This window comes from Salinarimonas ramus (assembly GCF_014645695.1).
GTDB lineage: Bacteria > Pseudomonadota > Alphaproteobacteria > Rhizobiales > Beijerinckiaceae > Salinarimonas > Salinarimonas ramus.
Genome location: NZ_BMMF01000007.1, coordinates 242,631 through 262,820 on the forward strand (window position 1 = coordinate 242,631; position 20,190 = coordinate 262,820).

Annotated in this window: 15 protein-coding genes and 2 tRNA genes; 13 read left to right on the plus strand and 4 right to left on the minus strand. The window is 72.8% G+C overall.

The features are described from left to right. Positions 1–55 precede the first annotated feature (55 nt). Both hpf and rpoN read right to left on the minus strand, forming a co-directional pair. Positions 56–649 carry a ribosome hibernation-promoting factor, HPF/YfiA family gene (hpf, locus tag IEX89_RS13630; protein WP_188913781.1) on the minus strand — a complete coding sequence of 198 codons (594 nt, stop codon included), beginning with the start codon at positions 647–649 and terminating at the stop codon, positions 56–58. Between the two features lie 148 nt (positions 650–797). Then, positions 798–2,345, minus strand: a complete 1,548-nt coding sequence (gene rpoN, locus IEX89_RS13635; protein ID WP_188913782.1) for an RNA polymerase factor sigma-54 — start codon at positions 2,343–2,345, stop codon at positions 798–800. A 249-nt stretch (positions 2,346–2,594) separates the two neighbouring features. Here rpoN and IEX89_RS13640 point away from each other — a divergent pair, with 249 nt between their 5' ends. After that, positions 2,595–3,140 (plus strand): Fur family transcriptional regulator, encoded by a 546-nt coding sequence (locus IEX89_RS13640; RefSeq protein ID WP_188913783.1) that lies wholly within the window; start codon positions 2,595–2,597, stop codon positions 3,138–3,140. 95 nt (positions 3,141–3,235) lie between these two features. Then, the gene (locus IEX89_RS13645) at positions 3,236–4,027 is read left to right on the plus strand and encodes a tellurite resistance TerB family protein (protein WP_188913784.1); all 792 of its coding nucleotides are present in this window, start codon (positions 3,236–3,238) and stop codon (positions 4,025–4,027) included. Positions 4,028–4,039: 12 nt separating this feature from the next. Here IEX89_RS13645 and IEX89_RS24450 read toward each other — a convergent pair whose 3' ends face one another. After that, positions 4,040–4,279, minus strand: coding sequence for a DUF2798 domain-containing protein (locus IEX89_RS24450; protein ID WP_244645405.1), 240 nt, complete (start codon positions 4,277–4,279; stop codon positions 4,040–4,042). A gap of 201 nt (positions 4,280–4,480) precedes the next feature. Between IEX89_RS24450 and IEX89_RS13655 the strand changes: the two genes are divergently transcribed. The 9 genes from IEX89_RS13655 to IEX89_RS13695 all read left to right on the plus strand — a co-directional run bounded on the left by IEX89_RS13655 (position 4,481) and on the right by IEX89_RS13695 (position 16,963). Further along, on the plus strand, positions 4,481–5,182 hold the full coding sequence (locus IEX89_RS13655; RefSeq protein WP_244645407.1) for a thiamine phosphate synthase: 702 nt from the start codon (positions 4,481–4,483) through the stop codon (positions 5,180–5,182). Beyond that, complete coding sequence (locus IEX89_RS13660; protein ID WP_244645408.1) at positions 5,179–6,276, plus strand: tetratricopeptide repeat protein; 1,098 nt, start codon at positions 5,179–5,181, stop codon at positions 6,274–6,276. The genes IEX89_RS13655 and IEX89_RS13660 overlap by 4 nt, the downstream gene beginning before the upstream one ends. Positions 6,277–6,544: 268 nt before the next feature. Then, on the plus strand, positions 6,545–10,837 hold the full coding sequence (locus IEX89_RS13665) for an SEL1-like repeat protein (protein ID WP_188913787.1): 4,293 nt from the start codon (positions 6,545–6,547) through the stop codon (positions 10,835–10,837). Between the two features lie 137 nt (positions 10,838–10,974). Continuing rightward, complete coding sequence (locus IEX89_RS13670; protein ID WP_188913788.1) at positions 10,975–11,913, plus strand: sulfite exporter TauE/SafE family protein; 939 nt, start codon at positions 10,975–10,977, stop codon at positions 11,911–11,913. Further along, the gene (locus IEX89_RS13675) at positions 11,910–12,704 is read left to right on the plus strand and encodes a TIGR02186 family protein (RefSeq protein ID WP_188913789.1); all 795 of its coding nucleotides are present in this window, start codon (positions 11,910–11,912) and stop codon (positions 12,702–12,704) included. The genes IEX89_RS13670 and IEX89_RS13675 overlap by 4 nt, the downstream gene beginning before the upstream one ends. A gap of 53 nt (positions 12,705–12,757) precedes the next feature. Beyond that, a complete protein-coding gene (locus tag IEX89_RS13680) occupies positions 12,758–14,176 on the plus strand; it encodes an HD-GYP domain-containing protein (protein ID WP_188913790.1) in 1,419 nt (472 codons plus the stop codon). A gap of 87 nt (positions 14,177–14,263) precedes the next feature. Beyond that, entirely contained in the window at positions 14,264–14,713 is a 450-nt protein-coding gene (locus IEX89_RS13685) for a DUF3429 domain-containing protein (RefSeq protein ID WP_188913791.1), read from the plus strand. A 78-nt stretch (positions 14,714–14,791) separates the two neighbouring features. Next, a complete protein-coding gene (locus tag IEX89_RS13690) occupies positions 14,792–15,310 on the plus strand; it encodes a PRC-barrel domain-containing protein (protein ID WP_188913792.1) in 519 nt (172 codons plus the stop codon). Positions 15,311–15,532: 222 nt separating this feature from the next. Next, complete coding sequence (locus IEX89_RS13695; protein WP_188913793.1) at positions 15,533–16,963, plus strand: MFS transporter; 1,431 nt, start codon at positions 15,533–15,535, stop codon at positions 16,961–16,963. 81 nt (positions 16,964–17,044) lie between these two features. Here the strand turns inward: IEX89_RS13695 and IEX89_RS13700 are convergent. Beyond that, a tRNA-Pro gene (locus IEX89_RS13700) sits at positions 17,045–17,121 on the minus strand. A gap of 180 nt (positions 17,122–17,301) precedes the next feature. Between IEX89_RS13700 and IEX89_RS13705 the strand changes: the two genes are divergently transcribed. Both IEX89_RS13705 and IEX89_RS13710 read left to right on the plus strand, forming a co-directional pair. Further along, positions 17,302–17,376 (plus strand) — tRNA-Gln (locus IEX89_RS13705). A 147-nt stretch (positions 17,377–17,523) separates the two neighbouring features. After that, complete coding sequence (locus IEX89_RS13710) at positions 17,524–19,776, plus strand: DUF6538 domain-containing protein (RefSeq protein WP_188913794.1); 2,253 nt, start codon at positions 17,524–17,526, stop codon at positions 19,774–19,776. Positions 19,777–20,190: the final 414 nt, after the last annotated feature.

A 20,190-nucleotide genomic window follows, 5' to 3' on the forward strand; every position in this document is an offset into this window, starting at 1 on the left:
GAGATCGCAGCTCCTCGTGATCGGTCCCTTTCGGGGGCGGCTGGAGCGGCGCGCCTCAGCGCGCCGATTCGGGCGGATCGATCCAGCCGATCGCCCCGTCGTGGCGGCGGTATACGACGTTCATGCGTCCGGTGCCAGCGTGGAGAAACACGTGAAAAGCCGCACCCGACAGGTCGAGCTCCATCACCGCCTCCGACACCGAGCTGCGGTGCAGCGCGCGGGTCGATTCGGCGATCACGACGGGGCTGTACTCCTCCTCCGAGGCCTCGACGTCCTCGTCGACGTCCTCCGCCGGCGCCTCCAGGATGGCGTATGCGGCCTCGATCGGGGCGATCTTGTTGCCCTTGGCGTCGGATTGATGGTCGCGCAGCCGGCGCTTGTGCCGGCGCAGCCGCTTCTCGATCCGGTGCGCCGCCTGGTCGAAAGCGGCATAGGCGTCGTGCGCCATGCCCTGCGATTCGAGGGTGACCCCGGTGGGGAGGTGGATGACGCATTCCGTGCGGAACCCGGTGCCCTCCTTCTCGACGGTCACGTGCCCGGTGACCGAGCCGTCGAAATACTTGGCCACGGCGGCGTCGACGCGTTCCTGCACTTGTCCGCGCAGGGCCTCGCCGATGTCCATGTTCTTGCCGGAGATCCGCAGGGTCATCGTCTTCCTCTCCCCCTCTCTCGCGACGGGCTTCACGCACCGTTCCTTCCGTCCAGTGGTAGGGACGCGCGGCGCATCCGTCAACGAAGCGCGGGCCGCCGGGGTCCGCTCGTCCCCGGCTCGCGTTCGCGCGATCCCGCCCACGCCTCTAGCCGCCCTTGGCCCGGCGCCGCTCGATGGAGGAGGGAATGCGCAAGGATTCTCGATACTTGGCGACCGTGCGCCGGGCGATGTCGATGCCCTCGCCGCGCAGGATCTTGACCAGCTGATCGTCGGAGAGGATCGCGGTCGGTCGCTCGGCGTCGATGAGCTGCTTGATGCGGTGGCGCACGGCCTCCGAGGAATGCTGATCGCCCCCCGTGCCCGAGATGGCCGCCGTGAAGAAGTACTTCATCTCGAACACGCCCCGCTGCGTGCCGATGGACTTGTTCGAGGTGACCCGCGAGACCGTCGATTCGTGCATGCCGATCGCGTCGGCGATCGTCCTGAGGTTGAGCGGGCGCAGATGCGTCACGCCGTTGGCGAAGAAGCCGTCCTGCTGGCGCACGATCTCGGTGGCGACCTTGAGGATCGTCTTCGCCCGCTGGTCGAGGGAGCGGGTGAGCCAGTTGGCGTTCTGCAGGCATTCCGTGACGAAGGCGCGCTCGGTCTCGCTCTTCGCCGCGCGGGCGACGCGGGAATAATAGGCCTGGTTCATGAGCACGCGCGGCAGCGTGTCGGGGTTGAGGTCGATGAGCCAGGAGCCGTCGGGCGCCGGGCGCACGAAGACGTCGGGCACCAGCACCTCCACCGGCGCGCCGCCGAAGGCGCGCCCAGGCTTCGGATCGAGCGCGCGGATCTCTCGGATCATGTCGGCGAGATCCTCGTCGTCGACGCCGCACAGGCGCTTGAGGGCCGAGAGGTCGCGCTTGGCCAGCAGGTCGAGGCGCGAGACCAGCGCCTGCATGGCGGGGTCGAACCGGTCCTTCTCGCGCAGCTGGATCGCGAGGCATTCGGCGAGATCGCGCGCGCCGACGCCCGAGGGGTCGAAGCGCTGGATCGCGGCGAGCACACGCTCCACGAGCGCGACCTCGCAGGAGAGCCGCTCGGCCACGGCCTCGACGCTCTCCGCGAGCCAGCCGGCATCGTCGATGGCGTCGACGAGGAAGCGCCCGACGAGGCGCTCCATCGGGTCCGTGATCGCGAGGTCGAGCTGGGCGGCGAGGTGCTCGGCGAGCGTCGTCTCGCGGGTGAGGCGCGCCTCGAAATCCTGCTCCTCCCCGTCGAAGGAGCCGCCGGGCCCGACGCCGGTCCAGGGCCCCGGCGCGAGCGCCAGACGATCGCCCTCGGCGAAGGCCTGCGGCTCCGGCTGGGGGCCCACAGCCGCGCCGTCGGGATCGAAGGTGTTGTCGAGGGAGGTGTCGAGGTCGCTCTCGAGCGACGAGCGATCGGCGGTGAGCGTGTCCGCGTCCCAGGCCGGCGCCTCCTCGCGGGCGACGTCCGGCACCGGGTCCGGCCCGTCGAGGCGCTCGCGCGCGTCGGGGGCCTCGCCGCCCTCCTCGTGGCGCTCGAGCAGCGGATTGCGCTCGAGCTCCGCGTCGACATAGGCGACGAGGTCGAGATGGGAGAGCTGGAGGAGCTTGATCGCCTGCAGGAGCTGCGGCGTCATCACCAGGGACTGTCCCTGGCGCAGCTCCATACGTTGCGACAGACTCATGCGCGACCCCACGACCGCCCAGCCGGGCTCACCGGCATGGAATTTGCTTTGCAGTCGTTACGATCTTTATAAGCCGACGCGCTTTTCGTCAAAGCGTGCCGCGCCGCGGCGCCTGCCGCAAGGGTGCGCGAAAGCTGCGCTGTTGCGCAAGAGCAACGCGGCATCCGATGAAAGCACCCGAACCGCCACCTCCCCGCAAGGAAGGACGAGCCGTGGCACACTTCGTCATGCGATGCTATATCGTCACGCATGGCGCACGATCATTCGCACCACGATCATCCCCACGACCACGACGCCTCCTGCGCGCACGCGCATGCCCGCGCCGCCGCGCTTCCCGAGGCGCTGGCGACGGCGCAGGCGGCGTGCGCGGAGCGGGGCGTGCGGCTCACGCCGATCCGGCGGACGGTGCTCGAGGCGCTGCTCGAGAGCCACGCGCCGCTCGGCGCCTACGAGATCCTGGACGCGCTCAACGCCAAGGACGCCGACGACAAGCCGGGGGAGAGCAAGTCGGGGCGCGGGCTCGCGCCGATCGCGATCTACCGCGCGCTGGACTTCCTCATCGAGCAGGGCTTCGTCCACAAGCTCGAGAGCCGCAACGCCTTCACCGCCTGCCCGCACGCGCACGCGCCCCACGACCTCGTCGCCTTCCTGATCTGCGACGCGTGCGGGGGCGTGGACGAGGTCTCGCCCGCTCCCCTCGCCCAGGCGGTGACGCGGATGCTGGCGCAGGAGGGCTTCGCGCCGCGTCGGCAGGTGCTGGAGATCACCGGCACCTGCGCGCATTGCCACGGCTGAGCTCGTCCCACACGGTCTCGACCGACGATCTTGCGGCCACGCCGGCGCACGCCCATCTCCCGATCTACAAAGCTCACCATCCGGAACCCTCATCCATGCTCGACGCCAAGAAGCTCCTCGATCAGGTCCTCGGCTCCGCGCGCGCGGGCGATCTCTCGGGGCTGGAGGCGCAGGCGCGCCAGCTGCTCGGGCAGGCCGGGGGCGCCGCGAACGGCGGCGCCTCGCGCGGCGGCGGCAACGGCGATCTCCTGAAGGGCGCCCTCGCGGGGGGCGTCGTGGGGCTGCTGGTGGGCAACAAGAAGGCGCGCAAGTTCGCGGGTCGCACCGCCGGCACGGCGCTCAAGGTCGGCGGTCTCGCCGCGGTGGCGGGCCTCGCCTACACCGCCTGGCGCAATCGTCAGGCCGCGACGGGCGCGCCGCTCCCGCCGCCCGAAGCCGCCGCGGGCGCGACGCATCTGATGCCGGCGGGGGAGCCCGCGCTCCTGCCTCCGCCCTCGGAGAGCCCCTTCTCGCCCGCGAACGCCCCCGGCGGCGAGGATGCGCTGGCTCGCGCCGTCCTCGTCGCCATGATCCAGGGCGCGAAGGCGGACGGGCATATCGATGCCCAGGAGCAGAGCCGCATCTTCGCGCATGTGGAGGCGCTGGAGCTCGACGCGGAGGCCAAGGCCTTCGTCATGGACGAGCTCGCCGCGCCCCTCGACGTCGAGAAGGTGGTGCGCGCCGCGCGTACACCGGAGATGGCGGCGGAGCTCTACGCGGCTTCGCTCCTGGCCGCCGTGCCCGACCATCCGGCGGAGCGCGCTTATCTCGATCTTCTCGCCGCGCGGCTCGGGCTCGACGAGGAGCTCGCCGCGGAGATCGAGCGCTCCGTCCTCGCCGCGACCTGAGCGACCCCGCGCTCAGCCCGTCGGCGGCGGCTCGACGAGGCGCGCGACGATGCGGCGCACGAGGGGCGCGAAGGTGAGGACGCCGGGAAACGCGATCGCCCAGGAGATGACCCACGCGCTCATCCAGGTGACGAACAATCCCTCGAAGCCCACGGCGCGCGCCGTGGCGAGGCCCGAGACGATGAGCGACATGATCCCCGAGAGGAAGAGCGCGAACAGGAACGGGGCGGATCGGGCGGGGAGCTTGCGCACGGGCGGTCTTCTCTGCGGTTCGAGCGGCCGGCGCGGCCCGCGTCCTCCCTCGCCCGTCCACTCGCGACACCCTCTTGCGCCGGCGGTCGCGGGGCGGCAAGAGAGGACGCGGGCCGCGCGTCGCGTCGATAGCGCGCGCCGCACGCGGAGCCAAGCCGGCTTTCGCCGATGGACGGTTGCGCCAGAGCGCATGAGGCTTTCGTGACGCCGACCCTGATCACCCTCGTCACCCCGCTCGTCGCGGACCCCGCCGCCTTCGCCCCGCGCCTGCGGGAAGCGACGGAGGGCGGCGTCGTCGCGGCCGTGCTCCTGCGTCTGCCCGCGGCCGACGAGCGCATGCTGATCAACCACGTCAAGGCGCTCTCCCCGGTCGCGCAGGAGGCGGGCTGCGCCGTCGTGCTCGCGGTCGAAGGGCGCGGAGCGTCCGGCCAGGACGGCGCGGACGAGCTCGATCTCGCGCGCATCGCCACCCGCGGCGGCGCCGACGGCGTCCACGCGCGCGACCTCGCCGAGGCGCGGCGCCTGCGCGAGCGCCTGGAGAGCGAGCGCGTCGTCGGCGTCGGCGCTCTCAAGACACGCCACGACGCCATGACGGCGGGCGAGATCGGCGTCGACTACATCCTCTTCGGCGAGCCGCGCGCGGACGGCTCGCTGCCGGCGCTCGAGACGACGATCGAGCGCGCCTCCTGGTGGGCGGAGATCTTCGAGACGCCCTGCATCGCCTTCGCCTCGAGCCTCGACGACGTCGAGGCGCTCGCGCGCACGGGCGCGGAATTCATCGGGCTGGGCGAGGCCGCCTTCGAGGCGCCGGACGGGCCGGCGGCGGCGCTCGCGCGGGTCCGCGCGGCGCTCGACGCCGCCGATGCGGAGCGCGCGCGGCTCGCGGAGGAGACGCGCTCGTGAAAGCGGCGCGGCTCATCCTCGCGACGGCGCTCGCCGGGCTCGTCCTCGGCGTGGCGGCGCCGCGCGCGCAGGAGAGCGATGGGGCCGCGAGCGAGGCGCCGGTCGGGGACGTCCCGCAGGCGGTCGAGGTCGAGACGCTCGCTCCCGATGCCGGCGCGCCGCTCCTCTCTTCGCCCGCGACGGCCGAGCCCGTGCAGACGAGCCGCTTTCGCGACACCACCCTCGCCGCCCCGCCGCCCGTCGCGGCGGACGCGCCACCCGGCGCGGACCTCGCCTACGGCGCCTACCAGCGCGGCTACTACCTCACCGCCTTCCACCGCGCGACGCAGCGTCTCGAGAGCGCGCCGGACGACGCGGCCGCGATGACGCTGCTGGGCGAGCTCTACGCGCAGGGGCTCGGCATTCCCCAGGACGTGGCCCGCGCCGCGGACTGGTATCGCCTCGCCGCGCGCGAAGGCGACCCCAACGCCCTCTTCGCTCTCGCCATGATCGAGATCGAGGGCGCCACCGGCGAGGCCGATCCGGAAGCGGGGCGCGCGCTGCTCGAGCAGGCGGCCGAGGCCGGCCATCCGCGGGCGGCCTACAATCTCGCCCTCCTCCTCTTCGGCTCCGAGGCGGAGGCGGACCTCGCCCGCGCGGCGGATCTGGTGCGCCGGGCGGCCGAGGCGGAGATCCCCACCGCGCAGCATGCCTTGGGCGTGCTCTACGCCGAGGGCCGCGGGCTCGAGGAGAACCCCATCGCCGCCGCCGCCTGGTTCGCCCGCTCCGCGCGCAACGGCGACGTCCCGGGCATGGTCGAGTACGCCATCGCCCTCTTCAACGGCGAGGGCATCGCGACGAACGAGGAGGAGGCGGCGCGCTGGTTCCGCGAGGCCGCCTTCAACGGCAACGCCGTGGCGCAGAACCGCCTGGCGCGGCTCTACGCCACGGGCCGGGGTGTCCCCGAGGATCCGGTGGAGGCCGCGGCCTGGCATCTCGCCGCGTCCGCGCAGGGCCTCGCCGATCCCTGGCTCGACGAGGAGCTGGAGCGGCTCGGCGCCGACGAGCGCGAGCACGCCCGCAGCCTCGCGGAGAGCCGCCTCGCCGGTCCCTGACCGAAGGCTGCGGCCGCGGGAAAGCTCGGCCCCGAACGCCGGGTCATTAGCAATTCCGAAGGCTCGGTTAACCCGGTATTTACCTTGACCGGGAAAAGTCGAGGCGTCGGCGCATGCTCGCAACCGTCCATCAACCTCCGGAGGGAGGCGGGCGCCGCCGGGGCAGGCGCGTCGGGGCGGCGCCTTCCTCTCTCGGGCTCTTCGGCTCGACGACCGACATCGACCGTCCCGCGGCAATCCGGCCGGCAACAGGACCGAGAGCGCGGCGATGCGGCAGAACGTTTCACACTCCGCCCCCTGGGGCCTCGACGGGCTCGATCCGGACGTGCGCGACGCGGCGCGCGAAGCGGCGCGACGCGCGGGGATGAGCCTCGACGAATGGCTCTCCGTCGCCATCGCAGACCGCGCCAGCCGCGCCTACCAGGACGCTCCGGTGCGCCGACGCACGGCGCAGCCCGCGCCGCAGGCGCCCGCGCAAGCCGCGCCGCAGGGCGGCTACGACGAGCTCGACGGCGTCGCGAGCCGGCTCGGCAAGATCACCCGCGGCGGGTCGTCCGCCCAGAGCGCGCATGCCGCGCAGCCGGCGCAGGCGCAGGCGCGCGTGCAGTCCTCCACCCGCAATCTCGACCAGGTCATCGCCTCCCTCACCGCCGAGCAGGACCGCCGCGCCCGCGAGAGCGCCGCGAAGACGGCGGAGGCGCTCGATTCCGTCGCGCGCTGGATCGAGCGCGCCGAGGACCGCATGGCGGAGAGCTCGCGCTCGGCCGCCGAGCGGCAGGACCGCACCGCCGGCGTGCTCAGCGAGGCGCTGGGCCTGATGACGCGACGCCTCGACGACATCGAGCGGCGCGTGGCGGACGGGCACCAGCCCTCCATGAACGCCGCGCTCAAGGCCGTGGAGAAGGTCGAGCAGCACCTCGCCAAGCTCGAGACCCGCCGCCGCGAGGAGAACGCCGCCGAGCGCGACCGCGACGCGGCGCGCGATGCCGCCATCGACGCCAAGATCGAGGGTGCGCTGCGCGGCTTCGAGCAGCGCATCGCGACGATTTCCGAGCGCATCGCGGAGGCGAACGCCGCTCCGCGCGGCCGCCGCGGCCTCTCCGTGCGCGACGAGCTGAAGGAAGCGGTGGCCGAGATCCGCTCGCGCCAGCAGGCGCTGGAGGATCCGCAGAGTGCCCCCGCGCCGGCGCTGGCCGCGCGCTTCGCGCCGCGTCCGGACGATGCGCCGCGCCAGGATGACGCCACCCGTGCGGACGCCGCCCGTGTGGAGGCCGTCGTCCAGCGCCTGGGGCGCAGCCATTCCGAGATCCTCGAGGGGCTCCGCGCCGACATCTCCAAGCTGGCGGGCCAGCTCGACAGCGTGCGTTCGACGCCCGACGAGCCCGTCCCCGGCGTCGACGCCGTGCGCGAGGAGCTCTACCAGCTGCGCGAGACGGTCTCCGGCCTCGCCACCCGCGGCGAGGTGGGCGCGCTCGAGGACATCCTGCGCAGCCTCTCCCGCGAGACCTCCCAGGCGCTGATCCAGGCGAAGCTCGGCCAGGCCGGCGGGCCCGACGCCGCCGCCATGAGCGCGACGCTCGGCCGGCTCGAGACGGAGATGCGCCGCCTCTCCGACGAGGTGGCCCGCAACGCGCCCCACGGCCTCGTCTCCGCCGTCGAGGCGCTCTCCCACAAGGTCGACCTCATCGCGGATTCGGGCACGGACGCGCAGACCATCCAGGCGCTGGGCGGCGAGGTCTCGGAGCTGCGCGCGCTCCTCGGCGAGATCGCCGAGCCGACGCGGGTCGCGGATCTCGCCGAGCAGGTGGCGGAGATGTCGCGCCAGATCGAGCGGATCGGGCGCGCCCAGGTCGACCCGATCGAGTTCGCCGGCGTCCGCGCCGCGGTGGAGGACATCCGCGAGCACCTGACGTCGCCCCGCGAGGAGGGCGACCGCGAGGCGATCGCGGCGCTCGGCGGGCGCATCGACACCCTCGCCGACAAGCTCGAATCCGTCACGGGCCTGCTCTCGCGCGCCGATATCGGCGCCCTCGCGCAGCAGATCGAGGGGCTCGCCGGCTCCGCCGCGAAGCTGGAGCGGGCGGGCAGCGTCGCCGCGCCCGTCGACCTCGGCCCTATCGCGAGCCAGATCGAGGCGCTCGGCGCCCGGCTCGACGCGCTCGCCGCCGACAGGCCGGCCGTCGACGTGTCCCCCGTGGCGCGCCAGATCGAGATGCTGGAGGAGCGGCTCGGGTCGCGCCAGGAGGCGTTCGCGCCGGCGGCGCTCGTCGCGCGCCTCGACGTCATGGCCGAGAAGCTCGACGGCCTGCGCGACGCGAAGCCGGCCGAGCCGCCGCTCGACATCGACGGCCTGATGCGCCGTCTCGACAAGATCGACGAGCGCCTGGAGAGTCCCCGCGACGCGGATCGGCTCAAGCCGCTCGAGGCGATGCTCGCCGGCCTCGCCGCCAAGCTCGAGGAGCCGCAGCGCGAGGGATCGGACGCGCTGGAGGGGCTCGAGCGCCAGATCTCGGAGATCGCCGCGCGCCTGGAGCGCGGCCGCGATCCGGACCCCGCCCTCGCGACCCTCGAGCGCGCCATGGGCGATCTGATGGCGCAGGTCGACGGGCTCAAGGAAGGGCTCGGCAACGGCGCCCGCGAGCCGGCGCCGAGCGCCCTCGACGACGGCGCGCTCTCCGATCTCGTGCGCACCATCGAGGGTCTGAAGACGTCGCAGGCGGAAGCCGATCGGCGCAGCCGCGACACGCTCACCGCCGTGCACGGCACGCTGGAGGCGCTCGTCGGGCGTCTCGCCACGCTCGAAGCCGGCGGCGCCGCGCGCGATCCGCGCCCGCGCAAGCAGGCCGCGGAGGCCCCCGCGCGCCGGCCGAACCTCGACAAGGAGCCCGCCGCTGCGAAATTCGACGCCGCTCCCGCGAAGGTGGATGCGGAGGGCGAGGCGTCCGCAAAGCGCGGCTTCGACCTGTCCGCGTTCCGCTCGACCGCGCCGCGCACGCCCGAGCCGGACCCGGCCCCCCGCGAGGCCGCGCCCCGCGAGACGGCGCTCCCGCTCGGCGAGACCGACACGGCCGCGGCCGCGCTGCTCGGCGAGATGGACGCCGCGACCAACGCCGCGCTCGACGACATCCTGCTCGAGCCCGGCTCCGGTCGCCCGCAGCCGGCCAAGGGCCGCAAGGGCCGGGCCGCCGCGCCCGCGGAGGACGCCGAGGGCGGGGACATCAAGGCGAGCTTCATCGCCGCCGCCCGCCGCGCCGCGCAATCCGCCGCCGCCGAGGCCGCCGCCGTGCAGCGCGACGCGCCGCAGGCCGATGGACAGGGGGGCTCGCCCGCCGGTCTCGCCGCGCGCATGAAGAGCGTGCTCGAGCGCCGTCGCAAGCCGCTCCTCCTGGGCCTCGCCGCCATCGTGCTCGCCATCGGCGCGCTGCAGGTCTCCTCGATGCTCCAGCGCGGCGAAGCGCCGGTCTCCGTCGCGGAGCCTCGGGCCTCGATCGAGGCGCCGGCCGTTCCGGGCGCGCCCGGGATCGCGGCCGACGCGCCCGCGTCCGACCCCGCGCCCATCGAGGCCGCGCCCCTCCAGGCCGGGCCGACGACCACGCAGACGATCCCGCCGGGAGCGAACGCGGACGCTCCGCGTCCGACCATGCCCTCCTTCATGGGGCTGCCGGCCTCGCCGCTCTCCTCGGGCATACCCGCGAGCGACCTGGTCATCCCCGGCCCTTCATCGGACGCCGGCGGCGAGGTGCTCCTGCCTCCGCGCCGCGACGAGGCGACGGCCTTCGCCGCACGCGTGGTGCCGGGCGCGGGCGCCGCGGCCGAGCCGGCCGTGATCCCCGCCGGACCCGTCTCGCCCCTCGTCGCGGGCCTCGACGTCCCGGCCTCCGCCGCGCCGGCGCGCCTGCGCAACGCGGCGCTCGCCGGTGACGAGGCGGCGATCTTCGAGCTCGCCGCGCGCCTCTCGGAAGGCCGCGACGCCATGCGCGACCCGGCGCTCGCCGCGATCCTGTTCGAGCGGCTGGCGGAGAACGGCCTCGTTCCGGCGCAGTACCGGATCGGCCAGATCTACGACAAGGGCGTGGGCGTCGCCCGCGACCCGGCGGCCGCGGAGGTCTGGTATCGCCGCGCGGCGGAGAGCGGCAACGTCACCGCCATGCACAATCTCGCCGTCCTCCTCGCCGAGGGCGCGGTCGGCGGTGCGCCGGACTATACCGGCGCCATCGGCTGGTTCCGGCGCGCGGCGGAGCACGGCGTGCGCGACAGCCAGTACAATCTCGCCGTCCTCCTCGCCCGCGGGCTGGGCGCGCCGCAGGACATCCCGGCCTCCTACACCTGGTTCGCCATCGCGGCGGCGCAGGGCGATTCGGACGCGGGCGTGCGCATGGAGGAGCTCGCGCAGCGCCTCGACGAGCCTGCGCGGGTCCTCGCCCGCTCCGCGGCGGACGCCTGGCGGCCGGAAACGCCGGATTCCGACGCGAACGAGGTTGCCATGCCCGCGCATGGATGGAACGATCGTGCGGCTTTCCTGCCCGATCGTCGCGGCACCGCGTCGCGCCTGGCGGGGTGATCCGACGGATCGTCCGCACGAGCGGCCACAAGGCCGTCACGGATGACGGGCAGGAAGAGGTCCGCGGCTTCTCGCGCCGCGGGCCTTGTCGTATCGCGTGAGCGTCGGAGCCGCGGCTCCGGCACGAGGGACCGTCCGTGTCGATCTACCTGCCAGTCGCCGAGATGACGGTGAGCCTCTTCACCATCCTGGGGCTGGGCGCGGCGGTGGGCTTCATCTCCGGCCTCTTCGGCATCGGCGGCGGCTTCCTGATGACGCCGCTGCTGATCTTCCTCGGCATCCCTCCGGCCGTCGCCGTGGCGACGCAGACGGCGCAGATCGTCGCCTCCTCCACGACGAGCGGCCTCGCCGCCCTGCGCCGGCGCGCGATCGACCTGAAGCTCGGCGGCGTCCTCGTCGCAGGCGGTCTCGTCGGCACGGCGCTCGGCGTCTGGCTGTTCGCGGCGGCGCGACGGGCGGGCCAGCTCGACCTCCTCATCGTCGTCTCCTACGTGACGCTGTTCACCGTCGTCGGATCGCTGATGCTGCGCGAGAGCATCCGCGAGTTCCTGCAATCGCGCAAAGGCAAGCCGCGGCCGCGTCGGCGGGCGGGCGAGCACCCGGCCTATCTCGGCCTGCCGCTGCGCATGCGCTTCCCGCGCTCGAAGCTCTACGTGAGCGTGATCCCGCTGTGGGGCATCGCCATGTTCATCGGCTTCGCGGGCGCCATGCTGGGCATCGGCGGCGGCTTCATCCTGGTGCCGGCGCTGCTCTATATGTTCAAGGTGCCGACGAACATCGTCGTGGGCACCTCCCAGTTCCAGATCCTGTGCACCACCCTCGCCGCCCTCGTCCTGCACGCCGTGGCGAACCAGGCGGTCGACCTCGTGCTGGCTTTGATGCTCATCGTCGGCGGCGTGTTCGGCGCGCAGTTCGGCGCGCGCGCGAGCGCGAACCTGCGCGCGGACGTCTTCCGCTTCCTGCTCGCGCTCCTCATCCTCGGGGTGGGCCTGCGCTTCGCCGTCGAGCTCGTGGTGCAGCCCGACGAGCTGTTCTCGCTCTCGATCACGCAGGTCGGCGCGGAGGCGGTGGAATGATCCGCTCTCTCGCCCTCCTCCCCGCCCTCCTCCCCGCCCTCCTCCTCGTGCTCGCGAGCGCCGTCCTCGGCACGGGCGCGCGGGCCGAATCTCTCGTCACCTCGCTGTCGAGCCACCAGGTGGCGATCACCTCGAACTATACGGGCTCGCAGGTCGTGCTCTTCGGCGCCGTGCGGCGGGACGCGCAGACGATCTCGCGCACCGGGCCCTACCAGGCCGCAGTGATCGTGCGCGGGCCGATGCAGACGGTGACCGTGCGCCTGCGCGAGGAGCGCGGCTTCCTCTGGATCAACGGCGAGCAGCAGAAATTCGCCAACGTCCCCGCCTTCTACGCCGCCCTCACCTCCGCGCCCCTCGACGAGATCGCGGCCCCGGCCCTGCGGGACCGGCTGGCGGTGGGGCTCGACGGCCTCGGGCGCGATATCGGCGACACGGTCGCGCGCGGCGGGCGCGAGGCGACCTTCCGCGAGGCGCTGGTGCGGCTGAAGCGGCGGCTGGGCCTCTACGTCGAGAGCGACCGCGGCGTGACCTTCATGACGCCCGAGATCTTCCGCTCCGCCATCGTCCTGCCGGCGGATTCCCCGCCGGGCAATTACGAGGTCGAGGTGATGCTCTTCGCCGACGGCTCGCTGCTGGCCGTCGACCGGACGAATTTCGAGCTCGTGAAGATCGGCTTCGAGCAGCGGATCACGGCGCTCGCCGAGAACCAGTCCCTCGTCTACGGGCTGGGCACCGCCGGCACGGCGATCTTCCTCGGCTGGCTCGCGAGCGTGGTCTTCCGCCGCGACTGAGGGCCACGCCTTCCGTTAAGTCGGCCGCAAGGCGTCGGTGAGACGCTGGTCGCATGTCCGCCAGCCTCGCCCCCGCCGACGAGCCTCTCGCGCCCTCTGTCGCGTCCGAGCCGCTCGCGCTCCCCGCCCTGCCGGAGGCCGAGGCCGGCGAGCTCGCCCTCGCCGACGTGCTCGGCGCGCTCTCGCACGCCCTCGACATCACCGAGGGGCAGCCCCCCGGACACGCGTTGCGCTGCGCCTACATCGCCCACGAGATCGGCTGCCGGCTCGGGCTCCATGCCGCTACGGCATCCGACCTGTTCTACGCGGTCCTGCTCAAGGACCTCGGCTGCTCGTCCAACGCGGCGCGGATCTGCGCGCTCTACCTCACCGACGATCGCACCTTCAAGCACGACTTCAAGCTCGTGGGCGACAGCCTGCCCCAGGCGCTGCGCTTCGTCCTCGACCATACCGGGCTCGGACACGGGCTCGCGGCGCGCTTCTCGGCGGTGATCGAGATCGTCCGCAACGGCGGCGAGATCGCCCGCGAGCTCATCGAGACCCGCTGCGAGCGCGGCGCCGGGATCGCGCGGGCGATGGGCTTCTCGGAGACCGTGGCGCGCGGCATCCGCGACCTCGACGAGCATTGGGACGGCGGCGGGCGCCCGCGCGGCATATCGGGCGAGGCGATCGCGCTGCCAGCGCGCGTCGCGCTCCTCGCGCAGGTCGCCGACGTCTTCCGTTCCGCCCGGGGCGGCGCGGCGGCGCTGAAGGAGGTGCGCGAGCGCGCCGGCACCTGGTTCGATCCGCGGATCGTCGAGGCCTTCGCCGACGCCGCCGCCGCGCCCGGCTTCTGGGAGGCGCTCGCCGCGACCGATCTGGAGGCGACGGTCCTCGCGCTCCCGCCGGCGCGGGACGTGCGGCGTCTCGACGGCGACGGGCTCGACCGCGTCGCCAACGCCTTCGCCCAGGTGATCGACGCCAAGAGCCCCTACACCGCCGGCCATTCCGAGCGCGTCGCCTTCTTCGCGGGCCTCGTCGCGGAGGAGATCGGCTTCCCGCCGATCCGGCGCGCCTGGCTCGGGCGCGCCGCGCTCCTCCACGACATCGGCAAGCTCGGCGTCTCGAACGCGATCCTCGACAAGCCCGGCAAGCTCGACGACGTCGAATGGGTCGCCATGCGCAACCATGCCCGCGACAGCGAGCTGATCCTGGCGCGCATCGGCGCCTTCGGCGACCTCGCCCGCATCGCCGGCGCGCATCACGAGCGCCTCGACGGCCGCGGCTATCCCTACGGCCTGCGCGACCCGCAGATCGGGCTCGACACGCGCATCCTCTCGGTGGCGGACGTGTTCGACGCGCTCACCGCCGACCGGCCCTATCGCGCGGGCATGCCCGTGGAGAAGGCGCTCTCGATCCTGCACGCGGACAGCGGCAGCGCGCTCGACGGCGATTGCGTGGCTGCTCTGGAGCGGGCGCTGGCGCGCCTGTGAGCTTGCAAGCGCGGCCACGGGCGTTATGTCTGGCCGGCCGGGCGCGCGCTCGGCGCCTCCCCTCCAGAGCCGCGAGCCCGCACCCGCATGAAAGCCGACGCGTCCATCCCGCCCGTCCCGCTCGTCCTCGGGGCCGCGGGGCTGATCCCGTTCTACGTGCCGGCCGTGGCGCTCCTCGCGGGTGCCGATCTCGGCTGGGGCGCGGACGCGCTCGGGCTCGCCCTCGCGGCCTACGGGGCGCTGATCCTCTCCTTCCTGGGCGGCATCCGCTGGGGCATCGCGGTAGCGATGGAGGAGCAGGACGCCGCCCGGCGCGAATACGTCATCTCCGTCGTGCCCTCGCTCCTCGCCTTCGCGGCGCTGGCGCTGCCCGGCGAAGCGCGGCTTTGGACCCTGTGCGGCCTGCACGTGGCGCTCGGCCTCCTGGATTACGGCCTCGTCTGCCGCGAGGAGGCGCCGGAATGGTTCGGGCGCCTGCGCCTCGCCCTCGCCGGCGCCGCCGCCCTGGCGCTGGCGCTCGGCGCCATCGGGCTCTGAGCCGCGTCGACGCGCCCGGGAACGCTCGGCGCCTCTCGCGCATCCCCTCGTGAGCCGAAAGCCACGATGGAGTGATGAATGCGCAAGACCAGAACAGCCAACCTCACGGCCGCCCTCGTCGCGGCCGCCTGCCTCTCCGCCGCGCCCGCCCTCGCCCAGCAGGGGAGCGGCCCCGTCACCGGCGAGCCCGTCGAGACCTTGGGCAACCGCCTCCTCCCCGTGCCCGGCCCGGAGGATCGCGAATTCCTGGTCTCGAACCTCGAAGGCGCGCCCGTCGCGCTCGGCGACGACAGCCGCGTCGGCACCGTGCAGGACGTGGTGGTGGGGCTCGAGGAGCAGCGCAGCCTCGTCGTCGCCTACGACGATCGCCTCGGCGGGCGCACCGTGCTCTTGCCGCTCTCGGAGGTGATCGTGCGCAACGACCGCCTCATCGCGGCCTACACGCTCAACCAGCTGCGCGCGCTGCCGACGCTCAACGACTACGAAGCGGCGAACCTCTCCCCCATCGCCGAGGACGTCGCCATCCGCCTGCGCCGCTCGGACCTCGACTTTCCCGAGACGGAAGGCGCACGGGAGTACGACCCGACGGAGAACTGACGGAGGTCCGCCCCGGCGCGGAGAAAGCCGGCGCCTTCGCAGGGGGCTTTCGGAGGAATCGTCCGACGTCTTGCACATCGTCGAGCCGCGTGCATACTGGGTTGCGTGACCGCGCGCCATCCACGAAGACGCGGCCCCCTCGACGATGCGGCCGACGGCGCCCCGGCCGCGGCCCTCCCCGCGGACCATCCCGGCCCCGACGACCCGAAAGCGAGGCGCTCCATGTCGCTCCTCATCCGCGCCCGCGGCGCGTCCGCCCCCCGTGCGGGGGACGCGACGACGGCGCTCGTCCTCGCATTGGCCGGCTTCATCGTCAATTTCGACATCACCGCCGTCGTCGTCGCCATGCCGGCGATCAGGGCGGATCTCGGGCTCGACGTCTCGGGCTTCGCCTGGGTGATGGACGCCTACAGCCTCGCCTTCGTCGTGCTGCTGTCGAGCGCGGGCGCCCTTGCGGACCGCTACGGGCGACGACGCGTGCTGCTCGCGGGCAATCTCGTCTTCGCGCTGGCCTCGCTGGCCTGCGGACTCGCGACCGACGCCGTCACGCTCTACGCCGCACGCGCCGCGCAGGGCGTCGGCTCCGCGTTCGTCATCTGCGGCTGCCTCGCCCTTCTCTCCGAGCGCTTCCACGAGCCGGCGACGCGCGGACGCGCCTTCGCGCTCCTCGGGACCGTCACGGGCCTCGCCGTCGCGACGGGCCCGGCGGGCGGCGGCCTCATCGCGGAATATCTCGGCTGGCGCTGGGTGTTCCTGATCAACATCCCCATCTGCCTGTTCATCGCGCTCGCCGTCCCGCGCGTCGCGGCAGAGAGCCGCAATCCGGCGGCGCGCTCCATCGATTATGCGGGCGTCGTCGCCCTCTCGCTCGCGCTGACGAGCTTCGTCTGGTTTCTCCTGCACGGCACGGAGATCGCGGGCGTCACCATTCCGGTCGCGCTGGCGGTCGCCATCGTCCTCGGCGCCTGCGTCGCCTTCGTCCTCACGCAGATTCTGGGATCCGAGCCGATGCTCGAGCTCTCGCTGATGCGCGATCCGGCCTTCCTCGGCATATGCCTCGTGCCCGTCGCGCTCTCGATCGGGTACTGGTCCATCCTCGTCTACCTGCCGCTCTTCCTCGAGGAGGGCGCCGGGCTCTCGCGCGCGGCGATCTCGTGGCTGATGCTCGCTGCGACGTTGCCGATGCTGCTCCTGCCTTTCCTCGGCGCGCGCCTCCTCGTCGCGACGGGTGCGCGGACGTTCTTCGCGGCGGGGCTCGCGATCGTGGCTTTCGGCTGCCTCGTCCTCGCCTGGGCGGCCGCGGCGCAGGGCTCGATGGCGCTCGCGCTCACCGGCATGCTCGCCTGTGGCGCGGCTGCGGCGGCGCTGAACACGCAGGTCTCCAGCGTCATCATGACCTTCGCCCCGCGCGAGCGGGCCGGCATGGTCTCGGCCATCGCCACGATCCTGCGCCAGAGCAGCTTCGCGGCGGGCATCGCGCTGCTGGGCGCGTCGCTGGCGCGATCGGGCGACGCGACGACGCTCGCCGACCCGAGCCGCTTCGTCGCCCTCTTCCTCGTCGCCGGCACGACCACCCTCGTGGGCGCCGCAGCGGTGGCGATTCTGCTGCCGCGGGCGGGCGGGGAGAAGGAGGTGGAGCGGGGTGGCGCGTGAGACCGCTCGGACGAGCGCGCGTTTCGGTCCGCGAAACTGTCCACGGGTGGTGGGGTCGAAGTGTCTGATGATAGGAGTGTTTGGTCGGAGTGGCAGGATTCGAACCTGCGACCCCCTCGTCCCGAACGAGGTGCGCTACCAGGCTGCGCTACACTCCGGTCCCCTGGTGAGGCCGGTGATATAGCGGGAGGGTTCGCCGGGTGCAAGCGCTGTTTCGCGGGTGCGAGGAGATTTCTGCGGGCGGGTGCGTCGCGGGCGAGATCGCGTCCGAAAGGCGTTGCCTCGGGCGGGAACCCGCACTATGGTCCGCCTCCGCCGCGCGGGGTGACCCGCGGGATTGGGGCGTAGCCAAGCGGTAAGGCAGCGGTTTTTGGTACCGCCATTCCCAGGTTCGAATCCTGGCGCCCCAGCCAATCCTACCCAAGTCCCTGAACCAGCAGGCTTATCTCGCCGGCTGGGTACGTCGTGCCCCGATCGGGGCACAGGACCGGGACACGGGGGTGGGACACGGGCCGGAACGAGGCCCCGCAACCTCCCCGCACAGGCGGAGGTTCGGCGAGATGGGGCTAACGGTCAATCTCGAGCGCCGCGGCGCGGTCTATTATTGGCGCCGGCGTCTGCCGCAGGCCTTCGCTCGCGCGCACGGGCGAATTCAGCTACGCTTGTCGCTCAGGACCAAGGAGCCGGGCGCGGCGCGCTACCTCGCAGCCCAGCTCGACGCGGAGGCGCAGATCGTGTTCAGGGAGGCCGATCCGGCGGTCGTCTCCGGGGAGCAGCTCGCCGGGCTGTTCGCCCGCGCGCTCGAGGCGCACCGGCACAAGCTCGAGACGCTCTGCGCCCTGGAGCGCCAGGACGGGACGCTTTCCGAGCGGGTGCGCGAGGAGGAGCGGGCGATCGGCATCGCCTTCCGGGCGATGGCGCGCTTCGGCCCGCACGCCGCCCTCACACCCGAGCGAAGCGCCGTCCTCGCGGCCGAAGGCCACGAGGCGGCGGCAATCCAGGCCGGCGCTGCCGCGCTCGCGGCGCTGCAGGCCACTGGCCTCGCCGGCGCCTCCAAGGCGCGGCTCGCCGACCTGCTCGGCGCGGTCGGGGCGGAGCCCACCCCCGGCAACGTCGCCCGCGCCGAGCCCGTCTACCTGCGCGCCGTCGCCGAGGCGCTCCTCGCCGGTTCCGCTCGCCACGACCGCGACCCGTCCGGCCTCGCTGTTTTCGGCGACACGCCCTGCCGTGCCGAAGGCGGTCGCGTAGCGCCGTCCCCCACCGACTCGGCTCCCTGCACACCGAGCTCCTCCGTGCCGGGCTCGTGCGCGCTGATCCCCGTCGCGCCGACGACTTCCGCGCCGACCTCGTCTGCGCCGACGATTCGCGTGCCGACGGCCTGTGCGCCGATGCCGGCCGCGGCGCCTCACGTTGCGCCAACGGCCGTCCTCGCCCCCGCGACCGCCGACGCGGCGGCGTTGTCCCCGACTTCGTCGTCCGCACCCGACGCCGCGCCGTCAACATGCGCCCTCGCCGGCACGCCGCCGCCCGCGGTGGCCGGCCGCGGCTCCACATCCGAATACCGCCCGGAACCGGGCGCTGCCTCATCCGCCGCAGCGCGGCCCGCGTTCGTCCGGGCCGACGCGTCGAGCAACGAAATCGTGGCGCTCGGCGAGCGCCTCGTCGCGAGAAACGTACAGGACGGGCGCTGGAACCCGAAGACGGAGCGCCAGGCACGCATGATCTTCGGGCTGTTCGCCCGTTTCCTCGCCGAGACCGAGGGGATCGTCTCGATGACGGCCCTGCGCCAGAAGCATCTCGATCACTTCGACGCCTTCCTGCGTGAAGTCCATCGGGATTTCGGCAAGAGCCGGCGCGACGCCGCGCGCAGCATCGCCGAAATCAGGCGCATCTCCCGCGCCAAGCCCATCGAGAAGCGCGGGCTGGAGCCCGGGACGCGCAACCGGCACCTCACCTTTCTCGGCCAGCTCGTCGTCGCCGCGCGGCGGTCGGGCTGCGCACCGGCTCCCGAGGTCGATACGAGCGCCTTTCGTGTCGCTCAGACGAAGCGAGGGCGCGAGCAGCGGGTCAAGCCCAAGCTCGAGCAGGCACAAGCCTTCTTCCGCTCGCCCGTCTTCGTCGGCTGCCGCGACTGGCGCGCGCCGGATGTGCCGGGCGAGCGGATTTTCCACCGCGCGGCGTATTTCGGGCCGATGCTGGCCCATTACCAGGGCCTGCGACGCGAGGAGTATTGCGGTCTCGCCGTGGCCGACATCGTCACCGAGGCTGGCGCGCCGCCGCATGTTCTGGTTCGCCCCAACGGCTTTCGCGGCCTCAAGAACGTCCAGTCGGAGCGCACGCTGGCCCTGCATCCCGAGCTGATGCGCCTCGGGCTACTCGAATACGCCGCAGCGCTCGCTGCGCTCGGGCACGAGCGGCTGTTCCCGGATCTCTACTCCCCCTCCTCGAAGAGCCCGCTCGGCGACCGGCTCTACGACGAGCTTACGCCGGCGATCCGTCGTGCCGGCCTCACTCCACATCAGGTCCGGCACTTGTTCGGCAACGTGCTCAAGCAGCGCGGGGTCGCAGCCGAGATCCGTGCGGATCTGCTCGGCCACGGAGGAACGGACGAGACCACCGAGCGCTATTGCGACGCAGCCGAGCTCAAGCTGCAACTCGTCACGCTCGCGAAGCTGCCCATCGTGACCGCGCACCTCGAGCGCGTGCCGATCACGCTCATTCCATGGGTCGAGCGCCGCGAGGTGGCGCCCTGGTCGCGCGCCTCGTCACAGCCGGTACGTCCGGCGCGCCGGCCGAAGGCGGGCGATCGGTGACGCATCGAGCCCCGTGCGGAGGGCTACCGCTCCGATCGAGCAAAAGCGTGCCGTGAGCGGGATGACCGGCCGCTACAGCACGAAGAAGGAGCCGAAGCCGGTCGCAAGCCGTAAGTTGGACGAGGCAATTCCAAGGCTTCGATAGCCATTCCTCACCGGTGTGCGCAGTCTTCCGAGCGGCGCATGATGAGAATGCTCCAGCACTCACGATTTCGTGAACAGCGCCTGTCGCCTCCGCGAATAGGCGCTACGCGGGCTCGGGCCGCTGCGAGTCAGATTCCGCCAAATCTGCGGCTAGACACCCTTACACGGGCTTTGCGGACGCTTCTGGACCAAACAAAAGCCGTGACACTGACCGGGAAAATATATGTCGTATAGATAACAGTGCAGAGTCAAAAATCTGGTTTTCTTCAG

What these genes read in the sequence shown, in the direction of transcription:
- hpf (WP_188913781.1), bottom strand. Translation starts at nt 649, where the DNA reads ATGACCCTGCGGATCTCCGGCAAGAACATGGACATCGGCGAGGCCCTG.
- rpoN (WP_188913782.1), bottom strand. Translation starts at nt 2,345, where the DNA reads ATGAGTCTGTCGCAACGTATGGAGCTGCGCCAGGGACAGTCCCTGGTG.
- IEX89_RS13640 (WP_188913783.1), top strand. Translation starts at nt 2,595, where the DNA reads ATGGCGCACGATCATTCGCACCACGATCATCCCCACGACCACGACGCC.
- IEX89_RS13645 (WP_188913784.1), top strand. Translation starts at nt 3,236, where the DNA reads ATGCTCGACGCCAAGAAGCTCCTCGATCAGGTCCTCGGCTCCGCGCGC.
- IEX89_RS13665 (WP_188913787.1), top strand. Translation starts at nt 6,545, where the DNA reads ATGCGGCAGAACGTTTCACACTCCGCCCCCTGGGGCCTCGACGGGCTC.
- IEX89_RS13675 (WP_188913789.1), top strand. Translation starts at nt 11,910, where the DNA reads ATGATCCGCTCTCTCGCCCTCCTCCCCGCCCTCCTCCCCGCCCTCCTC.
- IEX89_RS13680 (WP_188913790.1), top strand. Translation starts at nt 12,758, where the DNA reads ATGTCCGCCAGCCTCGCCCCCGCCGACGAGCCTCTCGCGCCCTCTGTC.
- IEX89_RS13685 (WP_188913791.1), top strand. Translation starts at nt 14,264, where the DNA reads ATGAAAGCCGACGCGTCCATCCCGCCCGTCCCGCTCGTCCTCGGGGCC.
- IEX89_RS13690 (WP_188913792.1), top strand. Translation starts at nt 14,792, where the DNA reads ATGCGCAAGACCAGAACAGCCAACCTCACGGCCGCCCTCGTCGCGGCC.
- IEX89_RS13695 (WP_188913793.1), top strand. Translation starts at nt 15,533, where the DNA reads ATGTCGCTCCTCATCCGCGCCCGCGGCGCGTCCGCCCCCCGTGCGGGG.
- IEX89_RS13710 (WP_188913794.1), top strand. Translation starts at nt 17,524, where the DNA reads ATGGGGCTAACGGTCAATCTCGAGCGCCGCGGCGCGGTCTATTATTGG.